11 protein-coding genes are annotated in these 14780 nt (G+C 70.6%); 5 read left to right on the top strand and 6 right to left on the bottom strand.

Going from position 1 to position 14780, the window contains the following annotated elements:
- The 6 genes from KBX53_RS01185 to KBX53_RS01160 form a co-directional block, all read right to left on the bottom strand.
- Positions 1-913, bottom strand: a 913-nt coding sequence (locus tag KBX53_RS01185) for an SAV_2336 N-terminal domain-related protein (protein ID WP_305797927.1), incomplete at its 3' end; no start/stop codon positions are given.
- The gene (locus KBX53_RS01180) at positions 910-1950 is read right to left on the bottom strand and encodes a MoxR family ATPase (protein WP_245233520.1); all 1041 of its coding nucleotides are present in this window, start codon (positions 1948-1950) and stop codon (positions 910-912) included. The genes KBX53_RS01180 and KBX53_RS01185, both read right to left, overlap by 4 nt.
- A gap of 14 nt (positions 1951-1964) precedes the next feature.
- Positions 1965-3458, bottom strand: a complete 1494-nt coding sequence (locus tag KBX53_RS01175; RefSeq protein ID WP_210857525.1) for a hypothetical protein — start codon at positions 3456-3458, stop codon at positions 1965-1967.
- 150 nt (positions 3459-3608) lie between these two features.
- A complete protein-coding gene (locus KBX53_RS01170; protein ID WP_210857524.1) occupies positions 3609-5375 on the bottom strand; it encodes a caspase family protein in 1767 nt (588 codons plus the stop codon).
- Entirely contained in the window at positions 5372-5758 is a 387-nt protein-coding gene (locus tag KBX53_RS01165) for a hypothetical protein (protein WP_210857523.1), read from the bottom strand. Before KBX53_RS01165 ends, KBX53_RS01170 begins: the two co-directional genes overlap by 4 nt.
- A 340-nt stretch (positions 5759-6098) precedes the next feature.
- Positions 6099-6836 carry a GntR family transcriptional regulator gene (locus tag KBX53_RS01160; protein WP_051708166.1) on the bottom strand — a complete coding sequence of 246 codons (738 nt, stop codon included), beginning with the start codon at positions 6834-6836 and terminating at the stop codon, positions 6099-6101.
- A gap of 154 nt (positions 6837-6990) precedes the next feature.
- Here KBX53_RS01160 and KBX53_RS01155 point away from each other — a divergent pair, with 154 nt between their 5' ends.
- The 5 genes from KBX53_RS01155 to KBX53_RS01135 are packed head-to-tail and all read left to right on the top strand — an operon-like array spanning position 6991 to position 13671.
- Positions 6991-8190, top strand: a complete 1200-nt coding sequence (locus KBX53_RS01155) for a CaiB/BaiF CoA-transferase family protein (protein ID WP_030328559.1) — start codon at positions 6991-6993, stop codon at positions 8188-8190.
- A 9-nt stretch (positions 8191-8199) separates the two neighbouring features.
- The gene (locus tag KBX53_RS01150; protein WP_247674941.1) at positions 8200-10275 is read left to right on the top strand and encodes a hydantoinase/oxoprolinase family protein; all 2076 of its coding nucleotides are present in this window, start codon (positions 8200-8202) and stop codon (positions 10273-10275) included.
- A 2-nt stretch (positions 10276-10277) separates the two neighbouring features.
- Entirely contained in the window at positions 10278-12149 is a 1872-nt protein-coding gene (locus KBX53_RS01145) for a hydantoinase B/oxoprolinase family protein (RefSeq protein ID WP_030328564.1), read from the top strand.
- An 8-nt stretch (positions 12150-12157) separates the two neighbouring features.
- Positions 12158-12775, top strand: a complete 618-nt coding sequence (locus KBX53_RS01140; protein WP_210857522.1) for an isochorismatase family protein — start codon at positions 12158-12160, stop codon at positions 12773-12775.
- The gene (locus tag KBX53_RS01135) at positions 12772-13671 is read left to right on the top strand and encodes a hydroxymethylglutaryl-CoA lyase (protein WP_210857521.1); all 900 of its coding nucleotides are present in this window, start codon (positions 12772-12774) and stop codon (positions 13669-13671) included. The genes KBX53_RS01140 and KBX53_RS01135 overlap by 4 nt, the downstream gene beginning before the upstream one ends.
- Positions 13672-14780: the final 1109 nt, after the last annotated feature.

Genomic DNA, 14780 nt, shown 5'->3' with positions numbered 1-14780 from the left:
GCAGCTGCGCCGCCGGAGCCGCAGGCCGGGTCGGCCGGACCAGCACGGGGTGCAGCGTCGGGCGGCAGCGGTGCCACAGCCGCTGGGGCAGCGGCTGGACCACGGCGACCGGACCGGAGCGGCCCCAGATCGCGAGCCACCGTCGCAGCTCGGGAGCGTCCCAGATGGCGCCGGTGCAGTCGCTCAACACCATCGTCAACTGCCGGCCCTCCGGGTCGACCAGCTCGCGCGGGTCCCGCGCGGTGCTGCCGCCGTCGGAGGTCAGGATCGGCCGGTGGCCCTTGGCGTCCGGCCGCAGGTACCACACCTGGATGCGGCGGAACGTGTGCACCCGCATCCGGTCGGCGAGGGTCCGGATCTCGGTCGCCGTCGCCTCCCAGACCACCATCGACGGGCTGCCGTCGACCAGCAGTACGAGATCCAGCCACGGCTCGGTGACCGGGGTGAGGCACGGTTGGAGCATCCGGGCCTCCGCCGACCGGCGGGCCGTCTCCGCCTCGTCGAGCCGCACGGCGTGCCGGGCGGGTACGGACCGGCGCAGCGGGGCCAGCGCCCGGGCGATCTCCCGGGCGTGCGGCAGGGCGGGCACCCCGGGAGTGCGTAGCGGCAGCGAGGACGGGTCGCGGGGCCCGTTGGCGGGCGGCGGCAGGTAGAGCTTGGCGGACGGCTCCGCCTCGTTCACCGCGGGCGCCTCCGGCCGGGTGGGCTGCCGGGCCGGGGAGGTGGACGGCGGCGACGCCGGTGGCTCGGGTGGCGCCCCCGGCGGCGCGTCGCTCGCCGTCGCGGCCGGCCCGGCCCGGGGCGGCCCCGGCTGGCGGGGCAGGAAGCGGGCCAGCCAGATCGCCTCGGCGCACTCCTCGGCCGTCAGGGCTGAGGGAGCGCCGCCGAGGGCGGTGACCAGCCGATCGATCATAGGGTGCCGGCCGCTTCGAGGTCGCGGATCAGGTTCGCCCGCAGCCGGGCGCGGGTCGACTCGGGCGGTCGCACCCCGGAGGTGACCAGGAAGATCGCGTTCAGCAGCTGGTCCGTGGCCACCGCACCCCGGTCGCGCAGGTCGAGGAAGTGCGTGATCAGGTCGGCGCTGGCGGCCACCGCCTCCTCGCCGAGCATCGAGGTGATGATCTGGGTCAGGGCCTGCTCGTCCGGGGGCTGGATGTCCAGTCGCAGGCAGCGGCGCAGGAAGGCGGGTGGGAACTCCCGCTCGGCGTTGCTGGTGATGACGACGACCGGGAAGGCGGCGCAGCGGACCTGGCCGCGCCGTACCGGTGCCCGCAGGGTGCCGTCGCTGGTCATCACCTCCGCCAGGCTCTGGTCCTCCGGCAGCCGGGCCAGTTCCGGGATCTCGAACCGGCCCTCCTCGAAGACGTTGAGCAGGTCGTTGGGGAGCCCCAGGTCGCTCTTGTCCAGCTCGTCGATCAACACCACCCGGGGACGTGCCCAGGGCAGGAGTGCCGTGCCCAGCGGGCCGAGCGTCAGGTAGCGGCCGATGTCCGGTATCTCCTCGGTCCGCCCGGTGGACTGGAAGAGGTTCGTCTCCTGGAGCCGGCCGATCGCGTCATAGCGGTAGAGGCCGTCGTCCACGGTGGAGCGGCTGGTCACCGGCCAGTACAGCACCGGCCCGAGGCCCAGCTCGTACGCGACGCTGTAGGCGAGGGTGGACTTTCCGGTGCCCGGCTTGCCCGTCACCAGGAGCGGGCGGCGCAGGTAGAGCGCGGCGTTCACCATCTCGATCGCCTCGTCGGTGATCTGGTAGCCGCGTGCCCGCTCGGCGCCCTGCCGGTCCTCCGGCAGCGCCGAGGTGATCAGTGGCCCGCCGCCGAACCGCCGCCACTGGGGCGGTTCGGGGAGCCGCTCGACGCCGTTGTGCGGCCGTCCGGTGCCGAGGTAGATCCGCCAGTCCTCGCCGTCGCCCGTGGCGGAGTCCTCCGGCTGCGGTGGTGATTCCAACACGCTGTCGTCCCTTCCTAGACCGGCGCGCTGAGGGCGTCGGCCGGTGGCACCCGGTCGATCTCGTCCCACAGCAGGGTGAGGTGGAGACCGAGGTGTTCGGGGGAGCCGCCCTCGCTGCCCGCGTCGCGACGCAGCTCCCAGACCAGCTCGCGCAGGTTTGCGACGCTGCGCGCCATGAGCACCTCGGGGATGTACGAATCGAACCGTGACGCCGCCGCGCGATCGCGACACCAGAGGACGACCGGCAGTCCGGCGGTGACCGCGGCGCCGATCGCCGCCTGGATGTGCCGTTCGGCGCCGCTGACGAACAGCACGAGACAGACCGGGTAGTCGTCGTTGCCGAGCAGTCGGGCGTGCAGGTGCTGCGCGACGTACGGCTCGGTGAGCCGCTCGAAGGCGACCGCCCGGGCCTGCACGGCGGAACCCTGCTCGCGCAGCCGCCGGTGCCGCGTCCGCCAGCGGGGACGCATCAGGGAGTTGCGCATCCGGGTGAGGTCGCGGACGACCACCGGGTAGTGCACGCCGAGGGCCGTGTAGAGCCCCGGAGCCGCCACCTGCCACCTGTCGAACTCGTAGTCGAGCAGGGGTCGGGGCACGATGAACTCGACAGTCAGTTGACCGATCTCGGCGGTACTGCGATTGGCCAGTTCGGTGAGCGCCTCATCGATCTTGAGCTGGATCTGCTCCAGTCGGAACCGATCCCCCGGCCCGTCCGGGACGCGTTCCCAGTGCCACGGCAGCCGGCCGGGATCGCCCGGGGTCACCAACCAGGCCTCGAACAGGTACCGGGAGGCGTCGATGCCGTCCGCGTCCAGCAGCACCACGAAGTAGGAGCGGTACTGGTCGCCGTCCGAGGGTCTGGGACCGCTTGCCGACCCGGCCGGCGGCGGGGTCGCCGCCGGACCCGGCGGGACCCCCATCCGCCGCGCGACCGCGTCGGCGAGGCGGCCGGCGATCCGGCGGGCCGGTAGGGCGACCCGGCCCGCCAGGTCGTCCAGGAAGGCGACCAGCGGCGGGCGTACGTCGGGGTCGGAGATCGCGTCCTCCAGCTCCCGGAGTACGGCCGCCAGGTCGGTGACCGGTGGGCGCACCCGCGGACCGAGCCGCGCCACCGCGCCGCGGCACAGATCCAGCAGCACCGGCGGATCGAGGCCGTCGGCCAGCTCGACGATCCGGCCGCGTTCGTCGGCGGTGAGGATCTCCGGCGGCAGGTGGATGGCGACGAGTGCGCGGAAGCGGTCCAGCTCCGGGCTCTCACCGTCCACCGCCGCCACCGCCTCGGGCAACAGCCGAAGCGCCCCCGGCACCTCCTCGCAGGCCGCGACGAGTCCCCAGAGGTCGGTGAAGGGCACGTCGGAGCGGCGGAAGACAGGCTCGCCGTCGATCAGGTGGCCGAGTTGCCGTACGTACCGGTCGCGGTGGGTGCGTACCTCGGCACCGGTGAGCGCGAGCATCGCGTCGACCAGCCGGCGGTGGTCGTGGGATTCGAGGGTCACGGGCGCCGCCATCCGAGCGCACTTCGGCAGCGCCGGAGGACACCGCTATCGACCATGTCTCCTCCGATGCGATGCCGAGAACCACCCATTGCGGCGGGTATACAGATAGTACGGAGGCAACCGCGTGCGGTAGAACCCTTCGCACGGAGGAAATCTATTAGCTTAAATTGAACGCATCGGACGGATCGGTGGAATACCGACCGCAGCCAGCGGTGCGGGCCGGTCCGTCGCCCGCAGCGCCTCGTGACCGGTGTGGATGGCGTTGCGGATGTCCGCCACCACCGCTCCGCCCCCGTCCGGCACCGGTGCGCGCAACGCGTCCCGTACGCCGAGCTGGCGGGCGTGCAGCAGCGAGATCAGCTCGTCTCGGCGTACCTCCACGGCCCGCCGGACCTCCGGCAGCCGCGCCAGCGGCGACCGCCATACTCCCTCGGGCCCGCCGTCGCCGGCCGGACCGCCGGACCAGGACGGGTCGGTGGCGCGCAGCCGGGTGCGGGCGACGTCGAGCCGGCGGACCTGCGCCTCGCCGCAGGCGATGGCCTCCTGGACTGCCGGTCCGATCTCCATGCCCGCGGCCTCGCACTCCACCGCCATCTCCGGGTCGAGCAGGAACGCGCGGGTCAGCGCCGCACCGTCACCGGCCCACGCCGCGGAGAGCACCAGCAGCGGCGGGCACAGCGGCAACGCGTCGACGGAGTCGGTCAGCACCTGGGCCGCGCGCTGATCGCCGCCCGCCCGCAGCGTGACGACCGCGAGCAGCAGCGCCCCGGCGGTCAGCGCGGCCGTCGGCGCCGGGTGGTCGGGTGGGGCCTCCCGCAGCCCTCCGGCGGCCGCCGCGAACGCGTGGCCTGCGGCCCGCCAGCGTCCGCCGATCGCGTGGCTGATCCCGAGTCCCCACCAGGCACCGGCCGTCCCGTCGACGCGCACCGCCGCCTCGAACCCAGTGGTCGCCTCGTCCCAGCTGCCCGCCCGCAGGGCCAGCCAACCCGTACGGTCGGCCGAACCCCTCAGCATCCGCTCCACCGGTTCGGGCAACCCCGCCTCCCAGTGCAGGCGCTCCGCCGCCCAGGGGACGGGCCGCTGGCGGGGCGGGACCGGACCGTCCGACCGGTCGGCACCGCGCCCGTCCCGAACCTCCACCCCGGCCGGCGGCAGGGGCGCGGTCCGGCCGGCCGCCGTGGCCAGGGCCGGGCCCCGTGAGCTCCGGGCGCCGTACATCCAGCGGCGGGGCGTCTGCCCGCCGGCCACCGCGACCGAGTCCCTGACGTACCGGTAGAGCTCGTCGGCGGATACCAGTCCGTCACCGTCCAGGTCGGCGTCACCGGTGCGCAGCCCCTCGATCACCGCACCGGCGAAGACGGAGTGCCGAGGGTTGTCGGTCAGCGGCAGCGGCTCGCCGGCCGGCTCCCAGGCGTACTCGTGGGCCGTGGTGGCGGTCAGGACGGCGCGGCCGGTGCCCTCGCCCGGGAACAGGTCCCCGCCGCGGACGCCCGCGTCGCCCTGGTGGGTCAACACCCGCGACACCGCTCCGCTGAAGCAGCAGTCCAGCAGCAGGACCATCCGCTGGCAGGCCGAGCGGTTGAGCAGGCGGTTGATCAGTTCCGTGGGAAGCGCGGTGGCCGGCAGGTCGTCGACGTCCGTGTCGGCGAGAGCGAGGTAGAGCAGCCCGTCGATGTCGCGTCGGCCGTGGCAGGCGAAGAAGAGCAGCAGGTGGTCCGACCGGCCGGCCGACCGCAGCAGTCGGGCGATCTCCAGCCGGGCCTCGTGCTCGGTCGGGTTGACCAGCAGCCGTACGTCGTAGGCGCCGACCGTCGGGTCACCGAGCAGCCGGGCCAGCACCTGGACGTCGTGTGCCGGAGACCGGAGGCGGGACAGCTTGGGATCGTCGTACTCGTCACAGGCGATCAACAGGGCGCGTCTGCGCGTCACCGGGGAAGTTTCCGGTCGAGCCAGGTCTGGGCGATGCGGCGCTGGTCGGCGGCGGAGACTCCGGTGAGGTCGAGTTCGCTGCCGTCCGGCTCGACGATCCGCACGCCGCGCCCCTGGCGCTGGCCGGCCCAGGCGAGGAGGAGTTCCAGCACCGCGATGATCGACGGGAGAGCGGGTTCGATGGCCAGCGCGACGGCACCGATCATCTCGATCTCGCCGGCACGGGTGCCGTCCGGCGCGACCTCGGTCGGTGCGGGCAACCGTTCCCCGTACGGCGCCAGTTCCAGGGCCAACTGCCGGGCACCGAGTTCCAGCTCGCCAGGTCCGTCCTCCGGGCCCCCGCGCAGGAGCGCGGCGATCGGCAGCCCGCTGTGGTCAGCCATCAGGTTCCTCCCCGGGTAAGGATCCATCCGACTCAATTGCACCATCGGTGGTCAACGCGCGCCCGGCCGGCGCCGGCCGGGCGGCGCCGGCGAGGTGCCCGAGCCGGCCCGCCCTCGTCCCGAGCTCGTCGCCACCCGCTGGGGCGGCCCAGGCGTGAAGGAAGCCCTCTTCGGAGACGATCCGCCGGCCTGACCCAGCCGCGGTGGAAGCGTTGGCTGCCATACGGTCACCAGGTGCCTATGGTGGTGCGTCACAACGAATGCGCAGCTTCCGACAGCACGGCCGCCGAACCCAAGAGCAGACCCGCCATTCGCGCGGTCGCTGAACCCGACCACATGATCAGAGTGGCGGTTGACCTGCGGTGGTGCTGACCTGGTCCGGCAGTTCCGGGCCGGGTGCCCGGTCGCCGCCGTCTCGCAGCCGGATGGAATGCCATGCCGCGCGTACGTGGCTGCGCATGACCGACTCCGCCCAGTCGGGGTCGGGCGCGGCCAGCGCCGCCACCAGTTCGTGATGGTGAGCCAGGCTACGGCGCAGCGCGTCCGGGCTGTAGCGGGAGAAGGTACGCCAGACGAGCGGCATCTGGATCACCGATGAGACGACGCCGGCCAGTCGGCTGTTGTCGGACGCCTCAAGGATCATCCGGTGGAACCGGTTGTTCAGCTCGGTGAGCTCGTCCACATCGGTCGGTCGTCCGTCCGGTGCCACCTCGTCCATCCGGTGGGCCAGCGCGTCGAGCGCGTCCACGTCGATGGTGCCCGTGGTCGCCGCCAGTCGGCAGCCCCAGGGCTCGAGCACGGCCCGCAGGCTGAAGATCTCGTCGAGGTCGTGGATGCTCCACGCCTGGACCTGCACGCCACGGTTGCGTTCGTGGCGGACCAGTCCCTCCGCCGTCAGCCGTCTGAGCGCCTCCCGGACCGGGGTCCGACTCACCCCGATCGACTCGGCCAACTCGCCCTCGCGGAGCCACGCGCCGGCCGACCGTTGCCCGGACAGGATCTGTTCCCGGATCAGCCGATAGGCATCGTCGGCGGCGTGGCCGTTGTCGGCCTCCCGCAGTGGCGTGTGGTCACTCATGATGCCCGGACCGTAGCAACACGGCAGGTTGTATGCAATCTCCCTCCAGGGCATTGACACCCGAGGAACACAGGCCTACTTTCCCAGCACAACTTGCTGTAACGGCAGTCACATACCTGTGAATTGCATGCAAAGAGACACTGATGAGGGGCTCATGAGCACTCCACTGCCGCTTGACGACATCCGGGTGATCGAGCTCGGACAGCTGCTGGCGGGGCCGTTCTGCGGTCAACTCCTGGGTGACTTCGGCGCCGAGGTGATCAAGGTCGAGGACCCGGGTCAGGGCGACCCCATGCGGCAGTGGGGACGCGAGAAGCCCTACGGCAAGTCGCTCTGGTGGCCGGTGGTGGCGCGGAACAAGAAGTCCGTGACCGCGAACCTGCGGACCGAGCAGGGTCAGGATCTGGTACGCCAGCTCGTCGCGCGAGCGGACGTGTTGATCGAGAACTTCCGGCCCGGCACGTTGGAGCGCTGGGGGTTGGCCCCGGAGCGGCTGTGGGAGATCAACCCCGGTCTGATCGTCACCCGCGTGACCGGTTTCGGGCAGACGGGCCCGTACTCGTCGCGTGCCGGATACGGATCGATCGGCGAGGCGATGGGCGGCATCCGCTACGTGACCGGCGACCCCGACCGCCCTCCAGCCCGGGCCGGCGTCTCTCTCGGCGATTCGCTGGCGGCGACGTTCGCCTGCCTGGGCACCCTGGTGGCGCTGCACCAGCGCGGACGTACCGGTCGAGGCCAGGTGGTGGACTCGGCCATCTACGAGGCCGTGCTGGCGATGATGGAATCGCTCATCCCCGAGTACCAGATCGCTGGCTACCAGCGGGAACGGACCGGAACGACCCTTCCGAACGTGTCCCCGAGCAACGTCTACCCGACGGCCGACGGCGAGATGGTGCTGATCGCGGCGAACCAGGACACGGTCTTCCGCCGGCTCGCCGAGGCGATGGGGCGGGTGGAGCTGGCCACCGACGAGAAGTACGCCACCCACGGCGCCCGAGGCCGCTGGATGGAGCAGCTGGACGGCCTGGTCGCCGAATGGAGCTCGACGCTCGCGGCCGACGATCTGCTCGAACGGCTGCACGCCCAGGGCGTTCCGGCAGGCCGCATCTTCAGGGCCCGGGACATGCTCGAGGACCCGCACTTCGCCTCGCGGGAGGCCATAGTCCGACTGACCCACCCCGGTCTCGGGGAGTTCGCCATGCACAACGTCGTACCCAAGCTCTCTGACAGCCCGGGCCGGGTCCGGCACGTCGGCCCCGAGCTCGGTGAACACAACGAGGACATCTATCGCGACCTGCTGGGGCTCGGCGACGACGCGATGGCGTCGCTGCGTTCCGCCGGCGTCATCTGAGGAGGAACCATGACCTACCGACTCGGCGTGGACGTGGGGGGAACGTTCACCGACATCCTGCTGATCGACGAGGCGACCGGAGAGACCTACCGGGCCAAGACCTCCTCCACCCCCGAGGATCAGTCCATCGGGGTGCTGCGCGGCATCGAGCGGGCCTGCGAGGCCGCCGGCGTGCCCATGTCGGAGATCACTGAGGTGTTCCACGGCACCACTGTCGCCACGAACGCGATCCTCGAGGGCAAGGGCGCCCGGGTTGGGCTGGTCACCACCGACGGCTTCCGGCAGGTGCTCCAGATCGCCCGTTCCTTCGTGCCAGGTGGCCTTGCCGGCTGGATCATCTGGCCCAAGCCGGAGCCGCTGGCGGCGCTGGAGGACACCGTGGAGGTCGTCGGCAGGATCGGCGCCGACGGCGCGGTGGTGACCGAACTCGACGAGGCTGACGTCCGTGCGAAGCTGCGCAAGCTCCGCGCGCAGGGCATTGAGGCGTTGAGCGTCAGCCTGATCAACTCCTACGCCAACCCGCAGCACGAGCGCCGGGTGGCCGAGTTGTCCGCGGAGGAGCTTCCGGGCGTACCGGTGTCGGTGTCGTCCTCGGTGTTGCCGGAGCTTCGGGAGTACGAGCGAACCATCACCACCGTCGCGAACGCGGCCGTTCAGCCGCAGGTGGCGCGCTACGTGGCCAACCTCGAGGCGCAGCTGCGCGAGTCCGGGGTGGACGGCCGGCTGTGCATCCTGCGCAGCGACGGTGGCCTGGTCTCCGCTGCCGTCGCCGCGGACAACCCGGTGAACCTGCTGCTGTCCGGCCCTGCCGGCGGGGTGACCGGCGCGGCCTGGGTGGCGGAGCAGGCCGGCTACCCGGACTTCCTGACCTTCGACATGGGCGGCACCTCCACCGACGTCGCCCTGGTGCAGGGGCTCACGCCGCGGGTGGGTCGGGAGACCACGGTCGGGGACCTCAAGGTCCGCGCCACCTCCGTCGACGTACGAACCGTGGGTGCCGGCGGCGGATCCATCGCCCACGTACCGCCGCTGACCCAGGCGCTGCGGGTAGGACCGCAGTCGGCCGGTGCCGCACCCGGTCCCGCCGCGTACGCGGCGGGCGGTGAGCAACCGACGGTGACCGACGCGAACGTGGTGCTCGGCTACCTGCCCACCGATCTGGCCGGTGGCGAGATCACCCTGGACCGTGCGGCGGCACGAGCCGCGGTGAAGTCGATCGCCGACGCCACCGGGCTGGAGTCGGTCGAGGCCGCCGCCGCGGGCATCATCGACATCGTCAACGAGAACATGTTCGGGGCGTTGCGGCTGGTGTCGGTGCAGCAGGGCTTCGACCCGCGCGACTACGCGCTGGTGGCCTTCGGTGGCGCCGGCCCGTTGCACGCCAACGCCCTCGGCAGACTGACCGGTGCCTGGCCGGTGATCATCCCGCCGTCGCCGGGAGTGCTGTGCGCCTACGGCGACGCGACGACCAATCTGCGCGACGAGTCGGTGCGGACGTTGGTGCGCCGCTTCACCGAGATGACCGACGAGAGCCTGCGCGCGGTGCTCACCGAACTCGCGAGCAAGGCGTGCGCCACGCTCAGCGAACAGGGTGTTCCCGAGGATGAGCAGCACGTCGTCTACTCCGCCGACCTGCGCTACCACGGACAGGGTTTCGAGATTCCGGTGGCAGTCGACATCGACGCCTTCGACGGGGCCGGCGGTGGGCTCGCGGCCCTGCGGTCGGCGTTCGACGCCGATCACCAACGACTGTTCTCCTTCGTTCTCGACGCCGAACACGAGCTGGTGACCGTCCGGGCCACCGCCCACGGTCCCCGGCCCCAGGTCGCCGCGCCGACGCTGGAGCACGGTGACGCGGACCCAGGCCCCGCACTGCGGGCGCAGCACCGCATCTGGGTCGAGAGCGCCGAAGTCGAAGCCGGAATCTACGACCGGGCCCTGCTGCGAGCGGGCAACGTCGTGCCCGGTCCGGCGATCATCACCGAGATGGACTCCACCACCCTCGTGCTGCCCGGGCACACGGCTGCGGTGCACCCGAGCGGCAGCCTCCTCATCCGCCCCGCCGACACCCACCGGGAGAACTGACCATGGCACGCCTCATCGAGACCGCTACCGGACCGCTTCGCTCCGTGGATGTCGACCTGGTCACCATCGACCTGATCGAGAACGGGCTGCGCAACGCCCGCTATGAGATGGACGAGGTGCTCTTCCGGACCGCGCTGTCGCCGGGGATCCGTGAACAGCACGACGAGTTTCCGCTGATCGCCAACCCTGACGGAAAAATGATGGTGGGACAGTTCGGGCTGTCCATCCCCGACTTCCTGGACAACTTCGACGGCGACATCGAGGAGGGCGACGTCCTGCTGACGTCGGACCCCTACTCCTGCGGTGCGGCGATCAGCCACGCGAACGACTGGCTCGTGGTGCTGCCCATCTTCTTCGAGGGCCGCATCGTGGGCTGGGCGGCGATGTTCGGGCACATGTCCGATGTCGGCGGCAAGACACCGGCGTCGATGCCGACCGATGCCCGCACCATCTTCGAGGAGGGCGTGGTGATACCGCCCTTCAAGCTGTACCGCAAGGGCGTGCTCGCCGAGGACGCCCTGCGGATCATCCTCAACCAGGTGCGCAAGCCCGACTGGAACCGCGCCGACCTCAACGGCATCGTCGCGGCGTGCCGGACCGCTGCCCGTCGGGTCCAGGAGATGTGCGCCCGGTTCGGGGTGGACACCTACAACTCCGCGCTCGACCAACTCCTGGACCGCAACTACCGGGCGATGAAGGTCCTGCTCGCAGCGGTCTTCAAGGAGGGCGAAACCCTCTCGTTCACCGACTACATCTGCGACGACGGCCTCGGCTACGGCCCCTACGAGCTCAAGCTCAGCCTGACCCGTACCGGTGACAAGGTGCTGCTGGACTTCACCGGCAGCAGCCCGCAGGCGCAGGGTCCGATCAACTACTACATCAACGAGAACCTCGTCCGGATGTTCTTCGGCATCTACATGATCACCGTCGCCGACCCGCAGATCCTCTGGAACGACGGTTTCTACCCGCTGGTCGACGTCACGATCCCCGACGATTCGTTCTGGAAGCCCCAGTACCCTGCCGCCCTCAACGCGCGTAACCACGGCATCGGTCGCGTCTTCGACCTGTTCGGCGGCCTGCTCGGTCAGACGAACCCCGGGCTGCTCAACGCCGCCGGCTTCTCGTCATCACCGCACTTCATGTATTCGGGCACCTACGGGCCGGGTGAGCGCAAGGGCGAGTGGTTCCAGCTGTACTCGATCGGATTCGGCGGGATTCCCGGCCGGCCGGTGGGCGACGGCCCGGACGGCCACTCGCTGTGGCCGTCGTTCGTCAACATCCCGTGCGAGTACCTGGAGTCCTATTACCCGCTGCGGATCGAGCGATGGGAGACCATCGCGGACACCGGCGGCGCCGGGCTCCACCGCGGCGGGAACGGCGTCGACGTGGCCTACCGGTTCCTGGAGGCCGGCACGATCGCGATCCACGACGACCGCTGGCTCACCTATCCGTGGGGGGTCAACGGTGGCGAGCCCGGTGCCCGGGGCCGCAAGTGGCTCGAACGCGCCGACGGCGGCACCGAGATCCTGGGCAGCAAGGTGCACGACGTGCCCGTAGCTCCCGGGGACGTGCTGCACTTCGTCACCTGGGGTGGCGGCGGGTGGGGTGACCCGCTCGCCCGCGACCCGGAACTCGTCGGCCTCGAGGTCCGCCGGGGCCTGGTCAGCCCCACGGGGGCCCGCCGCTTCGGCGTGGTCTGCGACGAGGCCGGCACCGTCGACGTCGCGGCCACCGAGGAGGTACGGGCCGAGCTGCGCCACGGACGTCCGGACCCACTGCCCACGTTCGACATGGGACCGCCGATGGAAACCATCCTGGACCGGTGCCTGGAGGAGACCGGTCTTCCCGCTCCTCGCCCCCCTGTCGCCCGATGATGAACCCAGTGCCGGACAGCAGCGACGACGGATTCGGGGGTGTGCTTTCGCCCGGCGCCCGTCCCGCGGTGCTCGTCATCGACCTGATGCGGGCCTACTTCGACCCGGACAGCCCTCTGTGCCTGCCGTCCGCGGACTGCCTGCAATCGGCTGGCCGGGTCATCGCCGCAGCCCGCGACCACCGGATCCCCGTGCTGCACACCCGCGTCGCGTACGGGCCCGGCGGTGTCGACGGAGGCGTCTTCGTCCAGAAGGTCACCGCCCTTCGGCAGCTCTTCTCCGGTGGTGGCGCGATGGGTGAGCTGATGCCGCAGGTCTCCCCCGCCGAGGATGAACTGGTGCTGGTCAAGCAGTACGCCAGCGCCTTCTTCGGCACGTCGTTGGCGTCCACCCTGCGCGCGCAACGCATCGACACCGTCGTGCTGGTCGGCGTGAGCACGAGCGGTTGTGTCCGCGCCACTGCGGTGGACGCGATCCAGCACGGTCTCGTCCCACTGGTGGTCCGCGACGCGGTGGCCGACCGCGCACCCGGCCCGCACGAGGCGAGCCTGTTCGACCTGCAAGCCAAGTACGCCGAGGTGGTCAGCGAGGCCAGGGCCGTCGCGTACCTGTCGGAGGAGCGATGACGGTCATGGTCGACATCGTCGAAGTCTCGCCCCGCGACGGCCTGCAGAACGAGGCGACTCTGCTCAGCACCGCCGACAAGATCGAGCTGATCGAGCGGGCGGTACGGGCGGGAGCCCGGCGAGTGGAGGTGACCAGCTTCGTCAACCCCGCCCGCGTACCCCAGATGGCCGACGCGGACGAGCTGATGGCCGCGCTCCCCCGCCACGACGGCGTCCGGTACGCGGGCCTGGTGATGAACCGCCGCGGCCTGGACCGGGCCCTGACCGCAGGCGTCGACGAGATCAACGTCGTCGTCGTGGCCACTGACACCTTCTGTGGCCGCAACCAGGGCATGACCACGGCCCAGGCCTGTGACACGGCGGCGGCATTGGTGCGGGCGGCGCGCGAGGCGGGGGTGTTCGCGACGGTGACCATCGGCGCCTCGTTCGGATGCCCGTTCGAGGGCGAGGTCCCGCTGGGCCGGCTGCGGGAGGTGCTCACCCGGGTGCGGGACGCGGGTCCGGACGAGCTGGCCCTCGCCGACACCATCGGAGTGGCCGTACCCTCCGACGTCACCGAACGGCTGACGCTCGCCCGGGAGATCACGCAGTCCCGCACACCGCTGCGGCTGCACCTGCACGACACCCGGCACACCGGCGTGGCCAACGCGGTCGCGGCAGTCCAGGCGGGCGTCACCACCCTCGACGCCAGCATCGGCGGAACAGGCGGTTGCCCGTTCGCACCGGCGGCGACCGGAAACGTCGCCACCGAGGATCTCGTCTACCTCTTCGACCGGATGGGGCTGCCCACCGGCCTGGACCTGAAGGAACTCACCTCGACCGTCTCTTGGTTGGAGGGAAGACTGGGCAATCAGCTTCCAGGCGCTCTGCTCCGGGCCGGTGGTTTTCCCGCCTGAGCCTGGCCCGAACGCGGTGCCCATGGCGTAGCGCGACGCGATCTTCGCCGCGCAGGGATGACGAACCTGGTTACCGACCCCGGTAAATGGGAGGTTTTCGGGGGCGGTTCAACACCCCATAGACAAACTTAAAACCCTGACCAGCGTTTCCGCTGGTCAGGGCTTTTTGTCTGTCGGGACGGCCGGATTCGAACCGACGACCCCTTGTTACCGATAGTAACCGGATCAAGCTTGTCATTGCTTGCCGAAAGTGGTCGCTGAGCTGCCAAGACACCGCCAGGCGTTCATCGCTCCTTGTCACCCTTCGTCAACGACTGGGCGGGGTTTTCGGGGGGTAAACGGGGGCCGCAAACAGGCCTTTGCCAGGTCTGATTGCCCCGCTGGCCTGCCACCGTGTCGCGCCCGCTTTACGATATGCGTGCTGACTGCCGCCGGGCGGTCGCCCTTCACGCGGCGGGAATGAGCCGCGTCACGATCGACCAGTAGCTGGGAGTGGGCTCCGAATCGACGTCTACAGCCCCGTAGTCCTCGACAGAGCCGCGCCCTTCCGACCGTGGATACTGCTGCGGTATGGGGCTCATGGAACCGCGTCAGGGCTAGCAGATGTACTGCCCAGGCACGTTGGATCAGCTCCGAACCGAGGCCAGGCCGTGGGAGAATCGATCACCGGGTGCGCGACCGGTGATGAGCAGCTCGGGCCAGTGATGGCAGACGACGGCTACCGCGGTAACTCCGAGGTGATCATCCCGTACCGCAAACCCACCGACGGCAGCGCTCTACCAGCCTGGAAGCAAGACCTCAACGTCGAACACGTATGGTCCGGGCAGGAGTCGAAGACGTTCAGGCCAGGATGAAGTGCTTCGAGATCCCGTGTGACTACCGCTACGCCGGCCGAACATTGACCGATGTCGGTCCCGGCATCGCCGACCTCCGCAACATCATCCTCACCGGCTGAACGCTGGCTTGGTGCTGGGCAACGTCTTCACCCAGTTGCGAGACATCCCTTAGCTTGATCTTTAACCTCTGTGGGTCCTCTGGGGACCCTAGCTGGCCACGGAAACAGCCCTTGGTCGATGACCTTCTTGTCTAGGGAAGAGCATCGACCAAGG

Source organism: Micromonospora sp. M51, assembly GCF_018070305.1.
Taxonomy (GTDB): domain Bacteria; phylum Actinomycetota; class Actinomycetes; order Mycobacteriales; family Micromonosporaceae; genus Micromonospora; species Micromonospora parva.
This window is presented reverse-complemented; position numbering and strand designations above follow the sequence as displayed.